Below are 24,296 nucleotides of genomic sequence, written 5' to 3'. Positions count from 1 at the left end.
AGGTTTCCGGAGGTTTGAGCGGAATGTCGGAAGCGGCGGACTCGATCCGTGGCGCGGATCGAGTCCATGCGCGGCTCAGAGCACGGTCAGTTCGACGTTGATGTTGCCGCGCGAGAGCTTCGAGTACGGGCAGATCTGGTGCGCGGCGGCGACAACCGCTTCGGCGACCTCGCGATCGAGGCCCGGCAGGCTGACAGCGAGACGGGCCTGAAGCTGGAAGCCGTCGCCCACCGTTCCGAGATCGACCTCGGCATCGACCGCCGTATCGGCGGGCAGCTTCACCTTCTGCGCGCTGGCGGCGCGGTTCATGGCGCCGATGAAGCAGGCCGACCAGCCCGCCGCGAACAACTGCTCCGGATTGGTGCCCTGGCCGTTCGAGCCGGGAGGCGACAACTTCACCTCCAGACGGCCGTCGGAGGAACGGGCGGCGCCATCGCGGCCTCCCGTGGCGTGGGTCTTGGCGGTGTAGAGCACCTTTTCGATCTGGCTGGCGGTCTTGGAGGAAGTCATGGCGGGGGTCCTTTGGGTTGGCATTATTAATCACTACCGATCTAATCGGATACGATCTAAATAAACCAGCCAGCCGGGATGTCAAGCCTTCCGATTTAATCGGAACCGATATATATACTGTCCGAGAGATCACATCCGTGTGAGGAATTTCGCATGACCCCCGCCAAGACCGCCGCCGGCAAGGCTTCTTCCGACAGGCCCAACCCGAGGCTTGAGGATTTCATGTGCTTCGCGGTCTATTCGGCCAACCTGGCCTTCGGCCGCGCCTATAAGCCGATTCTGGAAAAGCTCGGCCTCACCTACACGCAGTACATCGCCATCGTCGCGCTGTGGGAACAGGACAATCAGACCGTGGGCGGGCTCGGCGAAAAGCTGTTTCTCGAATCCAACACGCTGACCCCGATCCTCAAGAAGCTCGAGGAGCTGGGTTATGTGCAGCGCAAGCGCGATCCCGCCGACGAGCGCCAGGTCATCGTGCATCTCACCGAAGCGGGCCGCCGCCTGCGCGAGAAGGGTCTGTGCATGAACCTCGTCAAGGAAACCGGCCTATCGCCAGAGGACTTCCGCCACCTGCAAAAGGGCATCGTCGCGCTCCGCAACAATCTCGCCAGGGCTGCGAAGGCCAGCCGGTCGTGAACTAAAACAACCACACCGACGCCCATGCTTTTGCAGCGGCGCGCCACCGGTCTTGATGCACGTCAACGCGGCTTGTCCGCGATCGCCTCAAGATCGGGACATGGCTCATCCCGCACTTCTCACCGTTGCGCTCATCCTGTTTGCCGTGACGAGTACGGTTACGACCGTTCTGGCCGCGTCGCCCGCCGAAATGCGCGGGCGCGCTTTCGCGCAAACAAACTGCGCGCGATGTCATTCGATCGATCGCCACACGCAAAGCCCGCTCGCGATCGCACCGCCCTTCAGGACGCTACACACGAAATATCCCATCGAATCGCTTGCGGAATCTCTGGCCGAGGGCATCGATACCGGCCATCCCACCATGCCGATGTTCACGCTGGAGCCCGACCAGATCAACGACCTGCTCGCGTTCCTCAAAAGCCTGAAATAATTATCGCGACCCTGCCGTTACCTGAATGCGGGCAGCACGAAGATCGCGATGTTCGCGAGCAACGCAAGACCGTAGACAATCGAGCGCGCGGTCGATTGATTGAAGACGTACAGAAGGCCGTGCAGCACGCGCAGCGCCACGTAAGTCACCGCCAGCAGGTTGACGGTGGAAATCGCAGCGCCCTGCGTCACCGCGACGATGACGGCGGCCGCGAAGAACGGAAAATTCTCATAGGCATTGTAGTGCGCGGCATAAGCGCGCCGGTGCTTCGGCGGCAGATCGCTCGTCGAGTCGCGCGGACAATGATTGTCGACGTCGCCGCCCGCCTTCGCATATCCCGCCCAGACCAGCGGCAGCAGCGCGGCGACCAGAACGCACCAATAGGCCAGCGGCATCGTTGTCTTCCCCCGTGAGAGCCGCATTTCGTCGGCGCGGGGCCGCAAAGTCAACCGCATTGCAGGCAGCGCGCACGGAACATGCGGCAATGGCGTTCGTTGGTTTTGCCCGACACGAAGGAAAGCGAATGGCGCCGACACCGCAAACACCGCAGGGCGATCCGCCGGAAGTGCCACCCGCGACACCGGGCACGCCGACAGAGCCGCCGCGTGAGATGCCACCCGCCAATCCTCAGCCGGATATTCCGCCGCCGGTGCGCGAACCGGATTCGCCGCAGACCCCGCAGGAATTGCCCGGCGATATGCCCGGTGAAGCACCGCTCCGCGGACCGCCCTCACCGCTCCCGCCCGAACCCCTGCACGACTGATGCAAACAAACCGGCGCGATGTATCGCATTCGGTTCAGGAGCAATTCATCCCGATGAACGGGCCTTCACTTTCACGCGCGATGTTCCGCAATCTCACCGTGCGGCATGACAATAATTTATTTCGTCGCGCGTCTCGCCACATTGCCGCCTCACCATTATCGGTCCATCGTGCATGACGTCTCGTGGCGTCGATGAACCTTGCTGACGGACAACCTTCAAAGGGTGGATATGAACAGACTGAGATTGATACTGCTCGCGACCTGCGCATTTTCGATGTCGCAATTTGCTCATGCCGAGCCATCGCCATCGTTTCTGATGGCGCAGGCCGCTCCCGATCAGCAGAAGGCTCCGGAAGGCAGGACACCGCCGAAGGCGCCGCCGCAGGCCGCGCCAAGACCGGCGCCTCCTGCGCCGCCGAAAGCCGCACCGCCGCCTCCGCCCAGAACCGCGCCCCCTCAGGCTCCGAAGGCCGCGCCTCCGCATCCGCCAGCGGCACCGCAAGCGCCTGCGGCCCGTCCCGCGCCGCCGCCACCAGCTCCCCATGCCGCGCCGCCGCCGCAGGCTCATCCGCCCGGCGCACCCGCGCGTCCGACTCCTCCTGCCGCTGCGCCTCAACCGCCGCATCGGGGTGAGGCTCCTCGCCCGCAGCAACCGCCGACGCCGCAACAGCCCCCTGCGCCACGCGGCGAAGCTCCGCGCGCGCCGAACGCCCAGCCGGTCGCACCCGGCGTTCGCGATGTGACTCCGCAGCGCGCGCCCGTTGCACCGAATGCAGCGCCAGCTCCGGCGGCACCTCCGAACGCGCGTCCCAATGCTATTCAGACGCCGCCTGGCGGACATCCTCTGCCGAACGGCGCGCCGCCCGCGCCGAATGCTGCGCCCAACGCAGCACCGGGCGCTCCCGGCGCCAATGGACCGCGCACCGAGCGTCGCGGCCCGCCGCCCGGCCTTCCAGCAGGCACGCCTGCCGCCCCTGCCCGCGCACCGATCGCGGCTCCGCTGCCGCCCGCACCGGCTGCGGCCACGACGCCGCTGCCCGCGCGTGATGCGACGACGCAGCGCGGACGGATCGAGGACTTCCGCGGCAAGCGTCAGGAGCGCACCGAAGGCGGCCGCACCATCATCACCGAACCGGGCCGCGTGATCGTGCGCGATCCGAACGGACAGTCCTTCGTGCGGCATAACGACGTCGACCGCTTCCGCTACGGCGCGCGCGATGTGCGTGTCGACCGGCAGGGCAACGACACCCGCACCGTCGTGGTGCGGCCGGACGGCACGCAGATCATCACCATCAATGACGAGCGTGGCGGCCTGCTGCGCCGCAGCCGCCGCGGGCCTGACGGACGCGAGGTCGTCATCATCGACAACCGGCGTCACGGCGGTCCCGGCTTCGGGGCCGGCCTCGCCGCCGGCATGGTGGCGGGCGCCATCGGCGGTTACTTCGTCTCGCTGCCGCCGCCCGTGCTGCACATTCCGCAGGATCGCTACATCGTCGAGGCCGACAGCGCGCCGCCGGATCTGATCTACGACACGCTGATCGCGCCGCCGGTCGATCGCATCGAGCGTCCCTACTCGCTCGATGAAATCCGCTACAGCCCCTCGGTGCGCCAGCGCATGCCGTCGATCGATCTCGACACCATCAACTTCGAGACCGGTTCGTGGGACATTCCGCCGGATCAGGCCGCGAAGTTGCAGGTGATCGCCGATGGCATGAACCGTGCCATTCAACGCAATCCGCAGACGGTGTTCCTGATCGAGGGCCACACCGACGCGGTCGGCAATGACGTCGACAACCTGTCGCTGTCGGATCGCCGCGCGGAAGCGGCGGCGGAGTTGCTGACGCAGCAGTTCGGTGTCCCTGCGGAAAACCTCACCTCGCAGGGTTACGGCGAACAGTACCTGAAGATTCCGACCGACGCGCCGGAGCGCCGCAACCGCCGCGTCACGGTGCGCAACATCACGCCGCTGCTCAACGGCGGCGAGGCCAACGCCGCCCCGCGCTGAGGCGAGATATCATCAACATGACAACGGCCGGGATATTCTCCCGGCCGTTTTTGCATCTGGCCTCACCCGGCGGATCGGGCGCATGATGCGGCCAGCAGGAGTGTGCGATGAACGATGTTGCCGGACAGATCCACCACGCCGCCGCCAGGGGTTACACCTCCAAGGCCGAGGTGTACGCGCAAGGCCGCCCCGACTATCCGCCCGAGATCGTGGACTGGCTACAAAAACAGCTCGGCGTCGGGGCCGGTCAAACCGCCGTGGACCTCGGCGCGGGCACCGGCAAGTTCACCCGCTATCTCGCCGCAACCGGCGCGCGAATCATCGCGGTGGAGCCGGTGAAGCAGATGCGCGAACAGCTTGCCAAGCGGTTGCCCGGGATCGAAGTCCTCGAAGGCACCGCCACCGCAATTCCGCTGCCCGACAATTCAGCCGATGCGCTGACCTGCGCGCAATCGTTTCACTGGTTCGCCACCAAGGCGACGCTCGCCGAATTCCATCGCGTGCTGAAGCCATGGGGCAAACTCGCGCTCGTCTGGAACAGGCGCGACGAGTCCGTGCCGTGGGTCGCCCAATTGAGGGACATCATCGCCCCGTATCAGGGAGATACGCCACGCTTCACTTCAAAGACCCTGAGCGAGGTGTTTCCATGCGACGGATTCGGACCGCTGCATGCGAACCGCTTTCCCCATCCGGGTCATACCGGCGCGCCTGAGGATGTGATCGTCAACCGTTTCCGCTCGACGAGCTTTATCGCGGCGCTGCCGCCCGATGAGGAGGCCCGTGTTGTCGCCGCCATCCGCGACCTGATCGCCTCGACACCCGAACTTGCGGGCAAGGACAGCGTCACCGTTCCCTACGACACAGTCGTCTACTGGACGAACAGGACGGGTTAGCTGCGGATTTCTTTTCAGCTCTTGTCGCTGCCGAGCCTGGGGATGTGAGCGCCGGGCTCGGCCGAGAGCAAACCGGTCTTGGTATAGAGGTTGAGCTTGCCGCGCGTGTCGGAAATGTCGAGATTGCGCATCGTCAACTGGCCGATGCGGTCTGCGGGCGTGAACGGCGCGTCCTCGACCTTCTCCATGCTCAGCCGCTCCGGCGCATAGGTCAGGTTCGGGCTCTCGGTATTGAGGATCGAATAGTCGTTGCCGCGGCGTAGCTCCAGCGTCACCTCGCCGGTGATCGCGCGCGCCACCCAGCGCTGCGCGGTCTCGCGCAGCATCAGCGCCTGCGAGTCGAACCACCGCCCCTGATACAGAAGACGGCCAAGCCGCATGCCGCTGATGCGATACTGCTCGATGGTGTCTTCGTTGTGAATGCCGGTGACGAGACGCTCATAGGCGATGTGCAACAGCGCCATGCCCGGCGCTTCATAGATGCCGCGGCTCTTCGCCTCGATGATGCGGTTCTCGATCTGGTCGCTCATACCGAGGCCATGGCGACCGCCGATGGCATTGGCCTCAAGAAACAGCGCGACGGGATCGGGATAAGTCTTGCCGTTCAGCGCGACAGGCTGGCCTTCCTCGAACCGCACCGAAACCTTCTCGGCCTTCACGGCGCAATCGTCGCGCCAGAACGGCACGCCCATGATCGGATTGACGATCTTGATGCCGCTGTCGAGTTGTTCGAGATCCTTGGCCTCGTGGGTCGCGCCGAGGAGATTGCTGTCGGTCGAATATGCCTTCTCAGCGCTCATCTTGTAGGCGAAACCATGCGCGGTCATGAACGCCGACATTTCGGCGCGGCCGCCCAGTTCGTCGATGAACTGCTGATCGAGCCAGGGTTTGTAGATGCGCAGATTCGGATTGGTCAGCAGGCCGTAGCGGTAGAACCGCTCGATGTCGTTGCCCTTGTAGGTCGAGCCGTCGCCCCAGATGTTGACGCCGTCCTCCTTCATGGCCGAGACCAGCATCGTGCCGGTGACGGCGCGGCCGAGCGGCGTGGTGTTGAAATAGGCGATGCCGCCGGTCGAGACATGGAATGCGCCGGACTGAATCGCGGCGATGCCCTCATGAACCAGTTGCGTGCGGCAATCGACAAGCCGCGCCTTCTCGGCGCCGAACTCTCGCGCTTTACGCGGAATCTCCTCGTAGTCGGCCTCGTCCGGCTGCCCAAGATTGGCGGTATAGGCGAACACGCGCGCGCCCTTCTGTTTCATCCAGAGCAGCGCCGCGCTGGTGTCGAGCCCGCCCGAGAACGCGATACCGACATTTTCTCCCTTGGGGAGGTTTTTCAGAATCGTGCTCATGGGACTTCCTTCGGGCAGTTTCGTTGAGTGGCAGAGGCGCTGGACCGCGCTGGGATTAGACCGGCTTTCTATAGAAAGATTGCGAGGCCCCGAAAAGGCTCATTTTCGCCGCCCCAGCCAGCGCAGGGTCCCGCCTAGCCGCAGCCAGCGAGCGGCCCAAGCACCCCCTTCGGCTGATCCAGCAGAAACAGCGAGAAGCTGCGGCGCGAGGTCGGCCCCCGCACCATCGTCACCGGCCCGAGCGACGTGACGCTGCCGAACTGCGCTTCGAGCCGGGCCGGCAACGGGCATTCCGTGACGAACAGGATCGGCGCCGGTGACGTCGCCTTCAGCGGCCGGGAAATATCGAATTCATGGCTCGGCACGATCGACGGCGGCCATGCGAAAACCGGCAACCCGCTGTCGCGCGTGTAATAGATCAGCGACGAGACGAGATCGCGCGTGTCGGCCGCGATGCCATGTGCGCCATGCGCCTTGGCGGTGACGGCAACATCGTCGCCGAGGCGATGCCATCCCATGGTGCGGGCGTAAACGTCACCGTTGCGGATGCCAGGTATCGTGACGCGATCAGCGATATGATCGCCGGTCAGCAGCACGGCCTGCACCACGAGCCCGATAACGACGCTTGCCATCAGCCAGCCTCGGCGATCCTCCATCACCAGCACGGCGGTCGCGAGGATGGTCATGGCGATGGCCGATGGCGCGGCCCAGTTGGCATTGGCATGGGTGAGAAAAGCCACCGCCGCGATGATCGCAACCGGCGGCAACGCGAACGCCATCAGCATCCGCAGATTCGCATCGCGAAAATACTGGCGCGGCCGCACCAGCAGCGCGAGGAAGACGCCGAAGGTGATGAAGCCCATCACGACGAACTGGCTGGCGAGAAATTCGGCAACCTGCGGAAGACTGAACACCAGACCATGACCGCGGGCATTGTCGCCGGTGTGCTTGAAGGTGACGAAGCCGTTCGCCGCGTTCCACATCAGGTTGGGCGACAGCACCACGATGGCGATCGCCAGCGCGGACCAGAGCTGCGGCGTGCGCCACAGCCGCCGCGAGTCTTCATCCATCAGCGCGGCCAGCGCGGCGCAGGCGACAAAATAGATCATCGCGTATTTCGCCAGCATGCCGAAGCCGATCGCCACACCGAGCACGACAGCCCAGGTCCAGCGTGGCTTGCTGCGCAATTCGACGAAGGCGAGGAGCGCCAGCGCCCAGCAGAACAGCAGCGGCACGTCGGTGGAAATGATCCGCGTCGAAAACACGATGCCCGGGGCCAGCAGATAGATCAGCCCCGACCAGAAGGCGGCGCGGGCGCTGAACAGCCTCTGCGCGATCGCATAAATCAGAAATGCCGTGGCGCCGTGCAACAGCGGCGACGGCGCGCGGATGCAGGCTTCCGATGCCCCACAGATCGCCTGCGACGCGCCGATGATCCACGCAAGCAGCGGCGGCTTGGAGAAATAGCCGAAGTCCGGGGCCTGCGCCCATGCCCAGTATTGCGACTCGTCGAAGAACAGATCCACGACAGAAAAATGCAGCCCGGCAAGGCGGACAACGGTCAGCGCCACGACCAAAGCCGCGAACAGTTCAACCTGCCTGCCGCGAACCTCCGTCTGAGGAGCGAGGCTCATGCGTCCGTCTTCCGGACGACGCGATCCCGCAGCCGCCGGAACAGCGCGCCCGCCGCATTGAAGCAGGCCAGAAACCAGCCGGTGAGGCGGGCATCTATCTCCTCATCGCTCTGCATCGACCATAGCCAGCGATAATAGATGCCGTGCAGCAGCCACACGATCAGAAACGCCGCCACCCCGCCAAAGATCACGTCGGTGAAATAATGGCCGCCGAAGGCCATGCGCAGAAGGCCGGTCGCAAGACCGAACACCGTGGCGGCGGCATAAGCGAGCGGCCGCCATTGCGGCGGCGCAAGTGCCGCGGGCGCGTAGGTCCAGAACGCGGTCGTCGCCTCGCCCGAATAGAACGAGCAGTTGTGTGGGCATTGTCCGCTCGGGTCCCACCACGCCTTGAACTGCCATGGCCCGCCGAACTCGGCCGTGGCCACCGGACGCGGCCGTCCCCAATAGGTCTTGAATCCGGCGTTCGAGATGATCCCCGCGGTGAGGATAATAGAGAGCGTCAGAAACAGGGTGACACGCGGAGAAATCAACATCGGGCGGCGCGGCCGCACGATCTTCAGCGCCAGCGACACCAGCGCGGGCAATGCAAACGCCCATGTCACCCACATCGCCGCGTTGCGCGCAATGCCGGCCATATGCGAGGCCTGCATCGGAAAACGCCGGGTCACGGGATCGTAAAACAGCGCCGCGATCTTCAGATCGAGTTGGGGAAATATGCCGAACACGGCGCCCACGACGGCACCGACGGCGAGAGCGATCAGAAGGCCCGTCCTGTTCATCGCGCCTGACTATCAGACCGCGCCGGAGGGGGGAAGGATGGCGATGGGCGTTCCCGCCATGCTCCGGCATTGCGGCCCGCGATCAGCCAGTAGACCACGCCGCCGAGGATGCCCGCGCCGACCATCACTTCGGCGTGACGCCGTACGATACCCTCGAACGTCATCGTCACGGTGTCGAACGGGATGAAGGCGAGGTAGCAGCCAAGCCCCGCGAGCGCGCCGAAGATCGCATAAGCGAGAATATGACGGATCGAGAACGCCTCGGTGACGAGCACGGCGATCAGCGCGGGCAGCAAGGCAAAGCCGCTGATGAGCATGAAGCCGATGCCGAAGATCACGTTCACAGTGCCGTTGTCGAGGTCGAGCGTCTGGAGATCCATCTCGGGAAACAGCAGCGCATACACCACCACCGCCCCCGCGACGAAACAGGCCGCGAGGAAACCGAAGAACGTCGCGAACAGGCGTCCGATCACAGCCATGTAAAATACTTTTTATCATTGGGCATGATCTGATCCGAAAACCGTTTCACACTTTTCGGGATCATGCCCTAATCCGTCATCGCCATGGCGCGCAGCGCGTCACGCTCGCGCACCGACAATTTCTCCGTCTCCGATTTCAACTGTCCGCAGGCCGCGAGAATGTCACGCCCGCGCGGCGTCCGCACCGGCGAGGAATAGCCGGCGTTGAATACGTATTCGGAGAATTTCTCGATCTGCTCCCAGTCCGAGCATTCATACTTGCTGCCGGGCCACGGATTGAACGGAATGAGATTGATCTTGGCCGGGATGCCCTTGAGCAGCTTCACCAAGAGTCTGGCGTCGTCGAGCGAGTCGTTGACGCCCTTCAGCATCACGTATTCGAACGTGATGCGGCGCGAGTTCGACGCGCCCGGATAGTCGCGGCAGGCATCGAGCAGTTGCGCCAGCGGATATTTCCTGTTCAGCGGCACCAGTTCGTTGCGCAGATCGTCACGCACCGCATGCAGCGAGATCGCCAGCATCACGCCGGTCTCCTCGCCCATCCGTCCGATGTTCGGCACCACGCCCGACGTCGAGAGCGTGATGCGGCGGCGCGACAGCGCGATGCCTTCATTGTCCATCACGATGTTGAGCGCGTCGCGCACCGCATCGAAATTGTACAGCGGCTCGCCCATGCCCATCATCACCACATTGGTGACGAGACGGTTGCCGCTCGGCGTTTCGCGATCGACCCAGTCGTTCAGCCGGTCGCGCGCCACCATCACCTGACCGACGATCTCGCCTGCGGTGAGGTTGCGCACCAGCCGCTGCGTGCCGGTGTGGCAGAACGAGCAGTTCAGTGTGCAGCCGACCTGCGAGGACACGCACAGCGTGCCGCGATCGGTCTCCGGAATGTAGACGCACTCGACTTCATGGGCGCGGCCGACGCCATCGCCCGGCAGACGCAGCAGCCATTTGCGGGTGCCGTCGTTGGAAATCTGTTCGGCGACGACTTCCGGCCGGTCCACCGTGAAGCGCGCTTCCAGTTGCGCGCGCATGTCCTTCGACACATTGGTCATGTCGGCGAAGGTCCGCGCGCCACGCACATACATCCAGTGCCAAAGCTGCTGCGCGCGCATCTTGCGCTGCTTCTCGGGCACGCCGAGCTCGCCCAGACACGCCATCAGTTCCGCCCGCGTCAGGCCGACCAGCGAGGGCCTGTCGGGCGCGACATAGACCTCGAGCGCGGTCTTTTCCAAAGGCGCGTCGGTGCGCGCGGGGGCTGGCGTCGTCGGGTTCATGGCGCTTCAAATAGGCTTTTCACGCAGCCGAGGAAAGCCGCAGCCGGGCCGATTCAGGCCCCAGGCTTAAAGATTCCCAGCCGGAGGCATCAAAAATCCGCGTCCTCCGGACGGAGGAAGCTCCCGGAACCGGACTATTTCCGGCACTCCTGCGCGACCTTGTCGAGCGCCTGGGACAGCCCCTTCAGCGAGAACACGTCGGTGGTCTCGGTGCCCTTGGAGGAGGTCGCCTTCACCGTCGCGTCCGCGCCCTTGCGCATCGCGTCGATCAGGCGGTCCTCCTCGGCGGCATTCTTGATCCACAGGCCGTCGCCCTGCGCGTACATCGCGTAACGCGCGTTGCCGATGTTCAGCGTGGAATCGGAGCCCGGCTTGATCTGGTAGCCGATCATGATCGACACCTCGTTCGCCACTTTCTCGGCGGGACGGGTGGACACGAAGGCGTAGCCGGGATCGCGCGGCCGGTTCGGCGGATTGGTTTTCGAGGACGAGGGCTTGGCCAGCGCGAAGCAGACCTTCTTGCCGTTCGGTATGGCGACATAGGCGCCCCAGGTCGCGTACTGGCCGACCAGCGTCGGCTCCGCGCCTCCGGCATGCGCCGCCGCAGGCTTGGCCGTCGATTTCGCCTTGCTGGATTTCGCGGCGGGCTTGGCCTTGGACGAATGAGAACTGGACGAATGAGATTGAGTCTTGGGAGTCTGGGCCTGCACCGGAACAGGCACGGCCATCCATCCAATGAGCGCGACCGCGGTCACAGGTGCCAGCATCCGCAACATCATGAAGAACCTCTTTGATCGGGCTTCGCGAAAGCGCCGCCCGGCCTTGTCGAAAACGGGAATCGGCGAAGATTGCCCGCAGTTTGCACTGATTCCGCCGATCAGCCAAACCGCAGCAATGTGCCGCTTTTGGGGCTGAGGAACTTAAGGCTGTGCATCCTCGGCGCCGCGCCCCAGCGCGGCGCGCGCGGCCTGGCGGTGTTCGGAGGTGATATGGCCCGAAACCAGCCGGATCGCGGTCGCGAGCACGGCCGCGTCGTCGGTAAAACCGAGCACCGGCAGCATGTCCGGCACGAAATCGAACGGCAGCACGAAATAGGCGATGGCCCCGAGCAGCGCCACCTGCACATGGCGCGGGGTCTCGCGGTCGAACGCGCAATAATAGGCGGCGATCAGGTCCTCGGCGAAAGGCAGCTTGCCCGCCCCGCGCCTGAGCTTCTTCCAGAAACTCTCGCGCAAACGCTCGGGATTGGCGACCAGCGCGTTGGTGTCGAACTCGATGCTCTGTTCCGATCGGGTCATGGCTGAGTTGCGCGGCTCCTTCATCCGCATCCTGTTAGATGGGAATGCCCGCCGGGCGCGGCAAGCCGCCAATCCGCCGTGTTCCTCACACGCCGAGCCTCATTGCGATCTCGTTCATCACCTGGGCGAGCGCGACGTCGCGCGCGGTGACACCCCCGGCATCGTGGGTGGAAAGGCTTACCTCGACGGTTTTGTAGACATTGCGCCAATCGGGATGGTGGTCGCTTTTCTCCGCCGCCAGCGCCGCGCGGGTCATGAAGCCGAAGGCCTCGTTGAAGTCCCGGAACGTGAACGTGCGGTTCAGCGCCTTGCCGTCCGCAGCCTCGCTCCAGCCCGCCAAACCCGCCAGCGCATCCCTCCGCGCCTCCTCCGAAAGCAACCCGCCCATGCCACGCCTCCCTGACTGTCCCGCAACCGATGAACCCGGAATGCGCCGGGCGGTTCCGCGGCTTAACCAACATCCCGGCTCCGGCCGTATTCCGCCTCAATCTCTGTTACGATAGTGTCTGCGGTTCTCGACGCCTAGCCCGGGGCGGCGACCTCTGGAGGAGCATGGCAAAGGACAATCTGCTGGCACGCCCGACGTTGCAGCCGCAGGGCGCTTCCTCCTCGCGCTCGCGCCGGCGCATGCATGGCGCCCTGATGGCGGTCGCCGCCGTGCTCGCGTTCTTCGCGCTCGCCGGCGGCATCACCTATTACGTGCTGCGGCCGATCACATTGCGCATCGCGGTCGGACCTCCCAGCAGCGATGACGTCAAGGTGGTGCAGGCGCTCAGCCAGGCATTCGCGCGCGACCATGCCCACATCCGTCTGCGGCCCGTCATCACCGAGGGCGCCGCGCAAAGCGCGGCCGATCTCGCGCAAGGCAAAACCGATCTCGCCATCGTGCGCGCCGATGTCGATCTGCCGAAGAACGCCGGCGCCGTCGCGTTCCTTCGCAAGAACTTCGCGGTGATCTGGGTGCCGGGCGGCAGCTCGAAGAAACCGAAGATCACCAGCATCAAGCAGCTCGCCGGCAAGAAGATCGGCGTGATCGGCCGCACCAAGGCCAACATCAATCTACTCAACGTCATTCTCGATCAGTCCGGCGTGTCCCCGGACTCGGTGACCCTCACCCAGTTCTCGACCGTCGGCATTTCCGAGGCGCTGCGCAACAGCAAGCTCGACGCCTACATGGCGGTCGGTCCCCTCAACAGCCGCATCACCGCCGAGGCGATCGCGGCGACGTCGCGCGCCGGTGCCGAACCGCGCTTCCTGTCGCTCGAGACGGCGGATGCGATCGCGCAGAAATTCGCCGCCTACGATTCCGGTGAAATTCCCGCGGGCACTTTCAACGCCGCGCCGCCGCGGCCCGACGACACCGTCAGCACCATCACCGTCGGCCATCACTTCATGGCGCGGCGCTCGCTGTCCGACACCACGATCGCCACCTTCGCCCGCCAGTTGTTCGGCTCGCGGCAGGCGGTCATCAACGAATTCCCGCAATCGGCCAAGATCGAGACGCCCGACACCGACAAGGATGCCGCCATTCCCGCGCATCCGGGAGCCGCCGCCTTCGTGGACGGCGAGGAAAAGAGCTTCCTCGACAAATACAGCGATTACATGTGGGGCGGCATCATGCTGCTCTCGGTGATGGGTTCGGTGATCGCCTGGTTCGGCGGCTATCTGCGCAAGGATGAGCGCGTCGCCAATTCGGGCCTGCGCGAACGGCTCCTCGAAATGCTCACCGCCGCCCGGACCTGCGAATCGATGGAGGAACTCGATGCCATGCAGGCCGAGGCCGATACCATCATGCGGGAAACGCTGCATTGCTTCGAGGACGGGGCCATCGAGGAGGGCTCGCTGACGGCCTTCAGCATCGCGCTGGAACAGTTCCATAATGCGGTCGCCGACCGGAAGATGTTCCTGATCAACCTGCCGGAAAAGGCCCGGGGGCCACGGTCCGCACCCCCCATCCAGGTCGCTTAAGCATTTTTCGCATACCCGCCCGTTTGGGCGATTTATCCGTTGTTTTTGAGCGATTCCCGACTATATTGCGCCGCAACGCGTGCCCGGTTCGACAGAGCCGGGCACCTCTTTTTCGGGCCGCGATCTGGCCGCCCGATTGAACGCCGCCACGGCGGCCCCAGGATGATTTATGAACCTGCGTAATATCGCGATCATCGCGCACGTCGACCATGGCAAAACCACTCTCGTGGACAAGCTGTTGCAGCAGTCCGGCGTCTATCGTGAGAACCAGCGCATCACCGAGCGCGCGATGGATTCCAACGATCTCGAAAAAGAGCGCGGCATCACCATTCTCGCCAAGTGCACCTCGGTGCATTGGGGCGAAACCCAGATCAACATCGTCGATACCCCCGGCCACGCCGATTTCGGCGGCGAGGTCGAGCGCATCCTGTCGATGGTCGACGGCGTGATCGTTCTCGTCGATGCCGCCGAAGGCCCGATGCCGCAGACCAAGTTCGTGGTCGGCAAGGCGCTCAAATTGGGATTGAAGCCGATCGTCGCCATCAACAAGGTGGACCGCCCCGACGCGCGCGTCACCGAAGTCGTCAACGAGGTGTTCGACCTGTTCGCGGCCCTCGACGCCACCGACGAGCAGCTCGACTTCCCGATCCTGTACGGCTCGGGCAAAAACGGCTGGATGGGCAATTCGGAGACCGAGAACGACAAGGGCATGACGCCGCTGTTCGAACTCGTGCTCAAGCACGTCGCGCCGCCGGTGGTCGAGGAAGGCCCGTTCCGCCTGCTCGGCACCATCCTCGAAGCCAACCCCTATCTCGGCCGCATCATCACCGGCCGCATCGCCTCCGGTTCGGTGAAGCCGAACCAGGCGGTGAAGGTGCTCTCGCGCGACGGCAAGACCGTCGAGACCGGACGCATCTCCAAGATCCTCGCCTTCCGTGGCCTCGAGCGGCAGCCGATCGAACTCGCCGAAGCCGGCGACATCGTCGCCATCGCGGGCCTGACCAAGGGCACCGTTGCCGACACCTTCTGCGATCCGACCGTCGAGGAGCCGATCCAGGCGCAGCCGATCGATCCGCCGACCGTGTCGATGACCTTCATGGTCAACAACTCGCCGATCGCGGGCACCGAAGGCGACAAGGTGACGAGCCGCCTGATCCGCGACCGCCTGCTGCGCGAAGCCGAAGGCAACGTCGCGCTGAAAGTGGTCGAAGCCGCCGATAAGGATTCCATGGAAGTGTCGGGACGCGGCGAATTGCAGCTCGCGATCCTGATCGAAACCATGCGCCGCGAAGGCTTTGAACTCGCCGTGTCGCGCCCGCGCGTCGTTCTCGAGAAGGCCGCCAACGGCCAGTTGCAGGAGCCGATCGAGGAAGTCGTCATCGACGTCGACGAGGAATTCTCCGGCGTCGTCGTGCAGAAGATGAGCGAGCGCAAGGCCGAGATGATCGAGATGAAGCCGTCCGGCGGCAACCGCCTGCGGCTGGTGTTCTACGCGCCGACCCGCGGCCTGATCGGCTACCAGAGCGAGCTTTTGACCGACACCCGTGGCACCGCGATCATGAACCGCCTGTTCCACGGCTATGCCGCGTACAAGGGCGACATTCAGGGCCGCCGCAACGGTGTGCTGATCTCCAACGAGCAGGGCGAAGCCGTCGCCTACGCGATGTGGAAGCTCGAGGATCGCGGCCCGATGATGATCGAGCCCGGCTGGCGCGTTTATCGCGGCATGATCGTCGGCGAGCACACCCGCGAGAACGATCTCGAGATCAACGTGCTCAAGGGCAAGCAGCTCACCAACATCCGCACCACCTCGAAGGATGAAGCGGTGCGCCTGACGCCCCCGATCAAGATGACGCTGGAAAAGGCGCTGTCCTACATCGAGGATGACGAGCTGGTGGAGATCACGCCGAAGTCGATCCGCCTGCGCAAGCGCCATCTCGACCCGAATGAGCGCAAGCGCGCGGAGAAGCAGAAGGAAGCTCTCGCGAGCTGATCGCTATCCGTTTTGAGCAATCTGAAAATGCTCGGTCTTTAAACCGGGCATTTTTATTTTCAGAGCGTCTCTATTCCGTCATGCCCGGCCTTGTGCCGGGCATCCACGTCTTATAGGTGGGAATTGCATAAGGCGTAGATGGCCGGGACAAGCCCGGCCATGACGACTGTGACGGTATCGAGCTGTAACACATGTCATTCCCCTCTCATATCGATATCGCGATCATCGGCGCGGGCGCGGCGGGGCTTGGTGCCGCGCACGCGCTGCAAGGCTCCGGTTTCTCGACGCTTGTTCTGGAAGCGCGGGACCGGATCGGCGGGCGCGCGCAAACTATTTCGTTGCCTAACAATGTGATCTTCGACGTCGGTTGCGGCTGGCTGCATTCCGCCGACAAGAATCCGTTCGTGGCGATTGCGGAGAACCTCGGTTTCGCCATCAACAGGCACCGCCCGCCATGGCAGCAGCAGACCTTCGACGCCGGCTTTCCCCGCGCGGAGCGCGAGGACTTCATTGCCGCGATGAACGATTTCTTCGCGCGCGCGGAAGAAGCGGCGGATGGGCCCGACCGTCCGGCAAGCGAGCTGCTCTTTCCCGGCAATCGCTGGAACGCGCAGATCGACGCGGTGTCGACCTACATCAACGGCTGCGAACTCGATCAGGTTTCGATCCGCGACATGGCGGCCTATGAGGACACCGAAATCAACTGGCGCGTAGCCAAGGGTTACGGTGCGCTGATCGCCGCCTATGGCGCGACCTGCAACATCGCACGCAACACGCGCGTGACGCTGATCGACCATTCCGGTCCGCGCATCGTGATTCATACCTCGCGCGGCTCGCTCACCGCCGACAAGGTCATCGTCACGGTCTCGACCGATTTGCTGGCGCAGGAGAAAATCCGCTTCACGCCAGCGCTACCCGACAAGGTGAACGCCGCGGCGGGGCTGCCGCTCGGCCTTGCCGACAAGGTGATGCTGGCGCTTGCAACGCCTGACGATCTGCCTGCCGACGGCAATCTGCGCGGCCGCAACGGCACGGTAAAGACCGGCGCGTATCATTTGCGCCCGCAGGGCATGGCGTGCATCGAGGGCTATTTCGGCGGCACTTACGCGCGCGAATTGGAAGACGCCGGTGAAGGCGCGCTGGCGCAGGCGGCAATCGACGAGATCGCGGGCCTGCTCGGCAACGACTTCCGCAAAAAGCTGACGCCGCTGGCATCGTCGCGCTGGGCACATGACGAATTCGCGCGCGGCTCCTATTCGCACGCGCTGCCGGGACACGCGGACGACCGCGCCGTGTTGGCCGCGCCCGTCGATGGGCGATTGTTCTTCGCGGGCGAAGCCACCTCGCCGAATTTCTTCTCCACCGCCCATGGCGCGCTGGAGAGCGGCTTTCGCGCGGCGAAGGACGTGCTGGCGCAACGCGTCCGCTAACGCTTGCCGACGACCGACTCCACAATCGAACCGAGCATCCCCTGACCGGATTCTTCCACGAAGAAATGTCCTTCGTGCGCATGTGGCGGCAGAACCCTGAACGTCACACGATCGCCGCCTGCACGAAACGCATCCGCCATGTGCTTCGACAGCGCGGGTGAAAAATAGGAATCGTTGTCCGCCACCAGCCATGTCACCGGCACGCGCGCGTTTTGTCCCAGCGCGCCACTTGCGACGATCAGCTTCTCCGGCGCGCAGACGTCGCCCGCATGGCCATGCGCATGCCCGCCACGGCCGGGCGCGAAGACGATGATCGCAGAAATTTCGCGCGGATCGCGTTGCGCCAGCGCCAGCGCGCCGAAGCCGCCCGCCGAATGACCGGCGATCACCGAGCCATCCTTGCGCGCGAACGGTTGCGTGCGCAGGAAATCCAGCGCCATGCCGATCTCGCGGCCTGTCGTCTGCGCTGCGCGCGGATAATCCGGCGCATCGCAGCCGCCTTGACCTTCGAGATAGGGACCACCCGTTGCGCCATGGCCGGGCCGCTGCGGCACCAGCACCGCGAAGCCGCGCGCCACCAGCGCCAAAGCAAGATGCGCATACTCCGGCTGCGTCATCTGCGCGCGCTGGATCTCGTTCTCGACCGATGCGTGCGCGATGATCGCAACGGGAAACGGCCCCTCGCCTTGCGGCCGAAACAGCAGCGCGTGCGAAGCGATCGCAGCGTCCGGCGTCGGCACCCGCCATTCCTGCCGCCGCGCGGGTTCACCTTCAGGCCCGGCGGGGCCGAACGCGGGCGTCCGCGCGTTTGCCGCAACCGCCGCCATCGTCAGTCCCGCAATCAATACCGTTCGTATGACCATGCGCCCATCCTGCCGCACTATCGGGTTTGCGGCGCGGCGTGCCAAGCCACCGATGGGCCCGTAACACATGTCCTGTTTCGGGACGCGTCGCAGGCGCATGGTGCAAAAACCCCACATGTTAACCGATAATTAACGATAGACCTTGTCGAGCGCCCGGCGAGTTGCTTTGATTATCTCATGAGCACGATCCTGATCGAAGTCCGGCCTGCCCGGACAGCCGATGCAGCCGAGATTGCCGCCACCCATGACGAGGCGTGGCGCTCGGCCTATCAGGGCATTATCCCCGGCGCGGAACTGGAAAAGCTCATCAACCGCCGTGGTCCCCAATGGTGGAACGGCGCGATCCGCAAGGGCAGCCGTGTCAGCGTGCTGTCGTTCGGCGACAAGATCGCGGGCTACGCGAATTATGGCCGCAACCGCGCCCGCAGCCTCCACTTCGACGGCGAAATCTACGAACTGTATCTGCGCCCGGAATTCCAGGGGCTGGGCTTCGGCCGCCGCCTGTTCTCGGCTGCCAAGCGCGACCTGACCCAGAGCGGGCTGAAAAGCATGGTGATCTGGGCGCTGTCGGACAACGATCCGGCGGTCGGCTTCTACCAGAGCCTCGGCGGCCGCATGGTGGCGCGCTCCTCCGAGCAGTTCGGCGCCAAGGCGCTCGACAAGGTGGCCTTCGCCTGGGGCAACTGACCCTCCGGCACTTATCAAATAGTGCCACGAATGGCTGCTTCTGATTTCCCTTGCCGGTAAAACGGACTAAACAGCGCGCAACGGCCGCGCCGTTCGCGGCCTTTATTCCTAATCAGGATTATCCATGAATATCGACGCCATTTCGGTGGGTGCCAACCCGCCGCACGAAGTCAATGTCATCATCGAGGTTCCGATCGGCGGCGAGCCGATCAAGTACGAACTCGACAAGACCGCGGGCACGCTGGTGGTCGACCGCTTCCTGCACACCGCGATGCGCTACCCCGGCAATTACGGTTTCATTCCGCACACGCTGTCCGAGGACGGCGATCCGTGCGACGTGATCATCACCAACACCCGCGCCATCGTGCCCGGTGCTGTGATGGCGGTGCGCCCGGTCGGCGTGCTGTTGATGGAAGACGAGGCGGGCGGCGACGAGAAGATCATCGCGGTGCCGGTGCCGCGGCTGACCAAGCGCTACAACCGCATCAAGACCTACAGCGACCTGCCGGAAATCACGCTGGAGCAGATCCAGCATTTCTTCGAGCACTACAAGGATCTCGAGCCCAACAAGTGGGTGAAGATCGTGCGCTGGGGCGATGCGGAAGAAGCGCAGAAGCTGATCCTCGACGGCATCGCCCGCGCCAGGAACGAGAAGAAGTAAGCGAAACTATGTGAAGCCTGCGGTCAGACCGCAGGCTTCGGCAGCTTGTGGATCGCGCAGGCCGCGCGCACGGTGTTGACCAACAGGCACGCCACCGTCATCTGGCCGACGCCGCCCGGGACCGGCGTCACCGCACCCGCCACTTCCATCGCCTCATTGTAGGCAACGTCACCGACAAGACGGCTCTTGCCGCCTTCGCCGGGCAGACGGTTGATGCCGACATCGATCACCGTCGCACCCGGCTTGATCCAGTCGCGCTTGACCATTTCAGGGCGCCCCACGGCGGCGAACACCAGATCGGCCTCGCGGCACAATGCGGGCAGATCGCGGGTGCGCGAATGCGCGATGGTCACTGTGGCGTTTTCATTGAGCAGCAATTGCACCAAGGGGCGGCCGACGAGATTGGAGCGGCCGAGCACGATGGCGTTCATGCCTTCGAGCGACGCATGCACGGTTTTCGCCAGAATGATGCAGCCGAGCGGCGTGCACGGCGTCAGCGCGGGCAGCCCGCTCGCGAGCCGTCCCGCATTGACCGGGTGCAATCCATCGACATCCTTCGCCGGATCGATGGCGTTGACGATGGTGTTGGCGTCTAACCCCTTCGGCAGCGGCAGTTGCACCAGAATGCCGTGAACGGCGGAATCGCGATTGAGCCTGTCGATCAGCGCCAGCACCTCGGCCTGCGGCGTGTCGGCGGCGAGCTTGTGCTCGAACGAATTCATGCCCGCAGCCAAGGTCTGCTTGGTCTTGCTGCCGACATAGACCTCGCTCGCCGGATCGCTGCCGATCAGCACCACGGCGAGACCGGGCGCAAGATCGTGATCGCGCTTCAGCCGCGCCACTTCCGCCGCCACGTCCTCGCGCAGCTTCGCCGCAATCACCTTTCCGTCGATCACACTGGCCGGCATCGATGTCCTTTCAATCCTTGTCGGTTGCGGCGGTCGCGGCCTTCAGGGCCTCGCCGAGTTGTTTGGGGTCGCCGTCGATCGTCAGTTGCTTGACGCGCGAGGTCACGCCGGAGGCAACGCGGACCCTGCTTTTCGGCACGCGCAGCAGACCTGCGAAAAGCTCGGTCACCGCGCGGTTGGCTTCGCCGCCTTCCGCCGCCACCCGCACGCGAACCTTGACTACCGACTTGCCGTTGGCGAGTTCCTCGATGCCGTCCACCGCGTCGCGCCCGCCGCGCGGCGTTACCCTTACCGCGACCATGACGCCGTGCGCCGCATAGCGCCAAGGGTCCATCATAGGTCCGCCATCGCCCGCGAACGATCAGATCACGTTCGGGTAGACGTAATAGGTGATGACCCGCTGGAGAAACATGATGATGAGGATGACGATGATCGGCGAAATATCGAGGCCGCCGAAATTCGGCATCAGATTGCGGATCGGCCGCAGCACCGGCTCGGTGATCTTGTAGAGAAACTCCGCGACCGAGGCGACGAACTGGTTTCGCGTATTCACGACGTTGAATGCGATCAGCCAGGACAGGATGGCGGAGGCGATCAGCAGCCAGACGTAAAGGTCGAGAACGATAAGGACGATATCGAGAACGGCGCGCATGGCGGGTTTTCCAGTTGAAGGCTCCTCTTATCGCCTCAGGGGGAACCAAACAAGAGAGCAGCACAGCCTCTGCGGCGGTCCGTGCCGCGGCCATAAATGTGGCTTTTCAGCCGGATCGGGGGGCCTCGGCAGAGTTCTTGAGTTGTCTTGACTTGGGGTTGGAGCGGATTGTAAATGACGCCCGCGCCGGAGCATCCCACCGGCCGACGGGGCCATAGCTCAGCTGGGAGAGCGCGTCGTTCGCAATGACGAGGTCGGCGGTTCGATCCCGCCTGGCTCCACCAATTCCCTCCCTTTCCTATCTCCCTCCAGATTGATCCGCGCCGGTATCGCCCTGCCTCGCGCCGATGCCGTTTGTCTGGCATCCTGCGCCGGACTTGCCGCACAATGGAGGTTGCCTTGCCAACCGAGCGTTTCCAGTTTCCCGGCGCGGAGGGGCAGCTTCTGTCCGCAGCGCTCGACCGGCCCGAGGGCACGCCCCGCGCCACCGCGCTGTTCGCCCATTGTTTTACTTGCAGCAAGGACAACCTCGCGGCGAAGCGCATCGCCGGCGAACTGGTGCGGCGCGGCTTCGCGGTGCTGCGGTTCGACTTCACCGGCCTCGGCAACAGCGAGGGCGAATTCGCCAACACGCATTTCTCATCCAACGTCGCGGATCTGATCCGCGCGGCCGACCATCTGCGCGCGGAGCATCACGCGCCCGCTTTGCTGATTGGCCACAGTCTCGGCGGCGCGGCAGTGCTGGCGGCGGCGGAACGGATCCCGGAAGCGAGAGCCGTCGTCACCATCGCAGCACCTTCCGATCCCGCCCATGTCGTCGGGCTGTTCAGGGATCACGTCGAGGCCATCCGTTCCGAGGGCGAGGCCGAGGTGTCGCTGGCCGGACGTCCCTTCAAAATCCGGCGCGGCTTTCTGGACGATGTCGCGAGCCAAAACCTCGCCAATCACATCGCCAACCTTAGACGCGCGCTGCTGATCTTCCATGCGCCGACCGACGACACGGTCGGCATCGAGAACGCCACGCAGATTTTCGTCGCGGCCAAGCATCCCAAGAGCTTCATCTCGCTCGCGGGCGCGGACCACCTGCTGACAAAACGCGAGGATGCGCTTTATGTCGCCGACATGGTGGCGGCGTGGGCGGAACGCTATGTCGATGCAGCCGCCGGTGCGGCGGAAGATCTCGCGGAGAAAGACGGCGTCATCGTGCAGGAAACCGGCGAAGGCCGCTTCCAGCAGATCGTCACGGCGGGCCGTCATACGCTGATTGCCGACGAGCCGGTCGGAGTGGGCGGGCTCGACAGCGGCCCCGGCCCCTACGACCTGTTGCTCGCAGGGTTAGGCGCCTGCACCTCGATGACGATGCGGATGTATGCCGAGCGCAAGGCGCTGCCGCTCGACCGCGTCACCGTGAAACTCAAGCATTCGCGCATCTACGCCAAGGACTGCGCGGACTGCGAAACCAGGGACGGCATGATCAGCCGGATCGAACGTGTCATCACCATCGACGGTGACCTCGATGCCGGGCAGCGCGGCAGACTGATGGAGATCGCCGATAAATGTCCGGTGCATCGCACGCTGACATCGGAGATCGACATCGTCACGCGCGCTGCCGATTAAATTTTAGCGGCGACGCTGCTGCACGTTCGCGACCGCCGCCAGCGCCCACGCGCGCGGAACGAACCGCAGCAGGAACGGAATGGCGCGAACCGCGAAGCCCGGCAGCACCACCTGCCGGTTCGCCATCAGGCCCTCGTACCCGGCACGGGCGACATCGGCAGCAGAGACGGTCAGCAGTTTCGAATCCATCCCCGGAACGAACCCGGCGCGCGACTGGAATTCGGTCGGCACCGGACCCGGACATAATGCGGTGACGCGCACGCCGCTCTTGCGCAACTCGGCCCGCATCGCCTCGGTGTAGGAGAGCACGAACGCCTTGGTCGCGTAATACACCGCCATCCCCGGTCCCGGCAGGAAGGCCGCGATCGATGCGACATTCAGAATGCCGCCGCGATGACGGATGATGCTGTCGGCGAAGCGCAGCGTGAGATCGGTCAGCGCGCGGACGTTGAGGTCGATCATCTCGAGCTGCTGCGCGCGATCGAGCGTCAGCGCCGCTCCCGCCAGCCCGAAGCCCGCATTGTTGACGAGATACTCCACCTCGAAGCCGAGCGCCGCGACGTCCTCCGCCAGCCGCGCGATGGCGCCTTCCGCCGCCAGATCGCAGGCAATGGCGATGGGCTTTTTGGCGCCGGTCGCGGCAATGATCTCCGCCAATTCCGAAAGCCGGTCCGCCCGGCGCGCGACCAGCACGCAGGCATGCCCTTTCGCGGCAAAGATGCGCGCCAGTTCAAGCCCGATACCGGATGAGGCTCCGGTGATGAGTGTCACACGTTCGGTCATCCGGTCCTGCCCGCGAGAAAGCCTGAACCAGCCATCAATTCACGGCGTCGGAGTCCAGCGCGCCATCCTGCACCTGCTGGCGCAGGTTGACCCGCTCGCGGGTGGAGACGCCGAGGAGATCGGCGGCACGCCAGATCACGTTTTCCTCGAACTCGCTGACATGGCCGTCGGCATAGACCAGTTCCCACATCATCTCGACGATCCGCAGCCGGCCCTCCTCGTTCACCGAGCGCATGATGACGCTGGTGAAATGATAGAGATCGACCGCCTCGCCCTCCACCCGCATGGCGTCGCGAACCAGCACGTCGGCGGTTCCGGGATCGAGATTGAAGCGATATTCCAGCAGGGCATGCAGCTTGCGCTTCTCGGCGGCCGACGGCTCGCCATCGAGCGAGATGACATGAATGAGCAAGGCGGTCGCCGCCAGACGATAGTCATCGTCGGCAAAACCGGCTTGTCCCGTTCCCGTGGGAGACACGACATCGGTGATGAACTGGCGCAATCTATCAAGCATCCGGGGTGGTCCTCGAATGGGGAACGGCGTTCTTACCCTATTCCGCGCCGTCTTGTCATTTCATGGCGGGAACATGAAACTCCGGCAATGAAGCCATGTTCCCGGGGACTTTCCCATAACCCCGGACCGGCCTTCTGAATCCGCGATTCTCCGATTAAG

General features: G+C 64.4%; 27 protein-coding genes and 1 tRNA gene. 12 read left to right on the top strand and 16 right to left on the bottom strand.

Going from position 1 to position 24,296, the window contains the following annotated elements:
• Nucleotides 1–75: 75 nt before the first annotated feature.
• Nucleotides 76–510, bottom strand: coding sequence for an organic hydroperoxide resistance protein (locus AFIC_RS01420; RefSeq protein ID WP_275247418.1), 435 nt, complete (start codon nt 508–510; stop codon nt 76–78).
• 153 nt (nt 511–663) lie between these two features.
• Between AFIC_RS01420 and AFIC_RS01415 the strand changes: the two genes are divergently transcribed.
• On the top strand, nt 664–1,146 hold the full coding sequence (locus AFIC_RS01415) for a MarR family winged helix-turn-helix transcriptional regulator (RefSeq protein WP_275247417.1): 483 nt from the start codon (nt 664–666) through the stop codon (nt 1,144–1,146).
• Nucleotides 1,147–1,246: 100 nt separating this feature from the next.
• Nucleotides 1,247–1,576 carry a c-type cytochrome gene (locus AFIC_RS01410; protein ID WP_275247416.1) on the top strand — a complete coding sequence of 110 codons (330 nt, stop codon included), beginning with the start codon at nt 1,247–1,249 and terminating at the stop codon, nt 1,574–1,576.
• A 17-nt stretch (nt 1,577–1,593) separates the two neighbouring features.
• Here the strand turns inward: AFIC_RS01410 and AFIC_RS01405 are convergent, their stop codons facing one another.
• Nucleotides 1,594–1,971, bottom strand: coding sequence for an MAPEG family protein (locus tag AFIC_RS01405; protein WP_275247415.1), 378 nt, complete (start codon nt 1,969–1,971; stop codon nt 1,594–1,596).
• 128 nt (nt 1,972–2,099) lie between these two features.
• On the opposite strand from AFIC_RS01405, the gene AFIC_RS01400 reads away from it, so the two are divergent.
• From AFIC_RS01400 to AFIC_RS01390, 3 genes are all read left to right on the top strand, one after another.
• The gene (locus AFIC_RS01400) at nt 2,100–2,339 is read left to right on the top strand and encodes a hypothetical protein (RefSeq protein ID WP_275247414.1); all 240 of its coding nucleotides are present in this window, start codon (nt 2,100–2,102) and stop codon (nt 2,337–2,339) included.
• Nucleotides 2,340–3,077: 738 nt separating this feature from the next.
• Complete coding sequence (locus tag AFIC_RS01395) at nt 3,078–4,343, top strand: OmpA family protein (RefSeq protein ID WP_338063145.1); 1,266 nt, start codon at nt 3,078–3,080, stop codon at nt 4,341–4,343.
• Nucleotides 4,344–4,450: 107 nt separating this feature from the next.
• Entirely contained in the window at nt 4,451–5,236 is a 786-nt protein-coding gene (locus AFIC_RS01390; protein WP_275247412.1) for a class I SAM-dependent methyltransferase, read from the top strand.
• A gap of 14 nt (nt 5,237–5,250) precedes the next feature.
• Here the strand turns inward: AFIC_RS01390 and argG are convergent, their stop codons facing one another.
• The 8 genes from argG to AFIC_RS01350 form a co-directional block, all read right to left on the bottom strand.
• Complete coding sequence (argG, locus tag AFIC_RS01385) at nt 5,251–6,588, bottom strand: argininosuccinate synthase (protein WP_275247411.1); 1,338 nt, start codon at nt 6,586–6,588, stop codon at nt 5,251–5,253.
• A 134-nt stretch (nt 6,589–6,722) separates the two neighbouring features.
• Complete coding sequence (locus tag AFIC_RS01380) at nt 6,723–8,222, bottom strand: ArnT family glycosyltransferase (RefSeq protein WP_275247410.1); 1,500 nt, start codon at nt 8,220–8,222, stop codon at nt 6,723–6,725.
• The gene (locus tag AFIC_RS01375) at nt 8,219–9,004 is read right to left on the bottom strand and encodes a phosphatase PAP2 family protein (protein ID WP_275247409.1); all 786 of its coding nucleotides are present in this window, start codon (nt 9,002–9,004) and stop codon (nt 8,219–8,221) included. The genes AFIC_RS01380 and AFIC_RS01375 overlap by 4 nt, the downstream gene beginning before the upstream one ends.
• Nucleotides 9,001–9,483 (bottom strand): hypothetical protein, encoded by a 483-nt coding sequence (locus AFIC_RS01370; RefSeq protein WP_275247408.1) that lies wholly within the window; start codon nt 9,481–9,483, stop codon nt 9,001–9,003. Before AFIC_RS01370 ends, AFIC_RS01375 begins: the two co-directional genes overlap by 4 nt.
• 68 nt (nt 9,484–9,551) lie before the next feature.
• Nucleotides 9,552–10,763 (bottom strand): dual-specificity RNA methyltransferase RlmN, encoded by a 1,212-nt coding sequence (gene rlmN / locus AFIC_RS01365; RefSeq protein ID WP_275247407.1) that lies wholly within the window; start codon nt 10,761–10,763, stop codon nt 9,552–9,554.
• Nucleotides 10,764–10,897: 134 nt separating this feature from the next.
• Entirely contained in the window at nt 10,898–11,542 is a 645-nt protein-coding gene (locus tag AFIC_RS01360) for an invasion associated locus B family protein (RefSeq protein WP_275247406.1), read from the bottom strand.
• A 141-nt stretch (nt 11,543–11,683) separates the two neighbouring features.
• Entirely contained in the window at nt 11,684–12,061 is a 378-nt protein-coding gene (locus AFIC_RS01355) for a YkvA family protein (RefSeq protein WP_275247405.1), read from the bottom strand.
• A gap of 85 nt (nt 12,062–12,146) precedes the next feature.
• Nucleotides 12,147–12,449 carry a 4a-hydroxytetrahydrobiopterin dehydratase gene (locus tag AFIC_RS01350; protein WP_275247404.1) on the bottom strand — a complete coding sequence of 101 codons (303 nt, stop codon included), beginning with the start codon at nt 12,447–12,449 and terminating at the stop codon, nt 12,147–12,149.
• A gap of 254 nt (nt 12,450–12,703) precedes the next feature.
• Here AFIC_RS01350 and AFIC_RS01345 point away from each other — a divergent pair, with 254 nt between their 5' ends.
• The 3 genes from AFIC_RS01345 to AFIC_RS01335 all read left to right on the top strand — a co-directional run bounded on the left by AFIC_RS01345 (nt 12,704) and on the right by AFIC_RS01335 (nt 17,452).
• On the top strand, nt 12,704–14,029 hold the full coding sequence (locus AFIC_RS01345; protein ID WP_275248604.1) for a TAXI family TRAP transporter solute-binding subunit: 1,326 nt from the start codon (nt 12,704–12,706) through the stop codon (nt 14,027–14,029).
• Nucleotides 14,030–14,198: 169 nt separating this feature from the next.
• Nucleotides 14,199–16,022, top strand: coding sequence for a translational GTPase TypA (gene typA, locus AFIC_RS01340; RefSeq protein ID WP_275247403.1), 1,824 nt, complete (start codon nt 14,199–14,201; stop codon nt 16,020–16,022).
• Between the two features lie 191 nt (nt 16,023–16,213).
• Nucleotides 16,214–17,452, top strand: coding sequence for a flavin monoamine oxidase family protein (locus tag AFIC_RS01335; protein ID WP_275247402.1), 1,239 nt, complete (start codon nt 16,214–16,216; stop codon nt 17,450–17,452).
• Here the strand turns inward: AFIC_RS01335 and AFIC_RS01330 are convergent.
• Nucleotides 17,449–18,315 carry an alpha/beta hydrolase family protein gene (locus AFIC_RS01330; protein ID WP_275247401.1) on the bottom strand — a complete coding sequence of 289 codons (867 nt, stop codon included), beginning with the start codon at nt 18,313–18,315 and terminating at the stop codon, nt 17,449–17,451. The genes AFIC_RS01335 and AFIC_RS01330 overlap by 4 nt on opposite strands.
• Nucleotides 18,316–18,492: 177 nt before the next feature.
• Here AFIC_RS01330 and AFIC_RS01325 point away from each other — a divergent pair, with 177 nt between their 5' ends.
• Entirely contained in the window at nt 18,493–19,002 is a 510-nt protein-coding gene (locus AFIC_RS01325; protein WP_009338487.1) for a GNAT family N-acetyltransferase, read from the top strand.
• Nucleotides 19,003–19,126: 124 nt separating this feature from the next.
• Nucleotides 19,127–19,663, top strand: coding sequence for an inorganic diphosphatase (ppa, locus tag AFIC_RS01320; protein ID WP_275247400.1), 537 nt, complete (start codon nt 19,127–19,129; stop codon nt 19,661–19,663).
• Between the two features lie 23 nt (nt 19,664–19,686).
• Here ppa and folD read toward each other — a convergent pair whose 3' ends face one another.
• From folD to AFIC_RS01305, 3 genes are read right to left on the bottom strand one after another with little or no spacing between them, the layout of a single operon-like run.
• Nucleotides 19,687–20,571 (bottom strand): bifunctional methylenetetrahydrofolate dehydrogenase/methenyltetrahydrofolate cyclohydrolase FolD, encoded by an 885-nt coding sequence (folD, locus tag AFIC_RS01315; RefSeq protein ID WP_275247399.1) that lies wholly within the window; start codon nt 20,569–20,571, stop codon nt 19,687–19,689.
• A 10-nt stretch (nt 20,572–20,581) separates the two neighbouring features.
• Entirely contained in the window at nt 20,582–20,908 is a 327-nt protein-coding gene (locus AFIC_RS01310; RefSeq protein ID WP_275247398.1) for a DUF167 domain-containing protein, read from the bottom strand.
• Between the two features lie 24 nt (nt 20,909–20,932).
• Nucleotides 20,933–21,223: a YggT family protein gene (locus AFIC_RS01305; protein WP_275247397.1), complete on the bottom strand. Its 291-nt coding sequence runs from the start codon at nt 21,221–21,223 to the stop codon at nt 20,933–20,935.
• Nucleotides 21,224–21,431: 208 nt separating this feature from the next.
• On the opposite strand from AFIC_RS01305, the gene AFIC_RS01300 reads away from it, so the two are divergent.
• Both AFIC_RS01300 and AFIC_RS01295 read left to right on the top strand, forming a co-directional pair.
• Nucleotides 21,432–21,507: transfer RNA gene (locus AFIC_RS01300), tRNA-Ala, on the top strand.
• Between the two features lie 115 nt (nt 21,508–21,622).
• Nucleotides 21,623–22,840 (top strand): bifunctional alpha/beta hydrolase/OsmC family protein, encoded by a 1,218-nt coding sequence (locus AFIC_RS01295; protein WP_275247396.1) that lies wholly within the window; start codon nt 21,623–21,625, stop codon nt 22,838–22,840.
• A 3-nt stretch (nt 22,841–22,843) separates the two neighbouring features.
• Here AFIC_RS01295 and AFIC_RS01290 read toward each other — a convergent pair whose 3' ends face one another.
• Nucleotides 22,844–23,623, bottom strand: coding sequence for an SDR family NAD(P)-dependent oxidoreductase (locus AFIC_RS01290; protein WP_275247395.1), 780 nt, complete (start codon nt 23,621–23,623; stop codon nt 22,844–22,846).
• Nucleotides 23,624–23,657: 34 nt separating this feature from the next.
• Nucleotides 23,658–24,137 (bottom strand): tellurite resistance TerB family protein, encoded by a 480-nt coding sequence (locus AFIC_RS01285; RefSeq protein ID WP_275247394.1) that lies wholly within the window; start codon nt 24,135–24,137, stop codon nt 23,658–23,660.
• Between the last annotated feature and the right edge of the window lie 159 nt (nt 24,138–24,296).

Source organism: [Pseudomonas] carboxydohydrogena (genome assembly GCF_029030725.1).
Taxonomy (GTDB): Bacteria; Pseudomonadota; Alphaproteobacteria; order Rhizobiales; family Xanthobacteraceae; genus Afipia; species Afipia carboxydohydrogena.
Note: the sequence above shows the minus strand (reverse complement) of the source record. Positions and strands in the feature narration are given on the sequence as shown.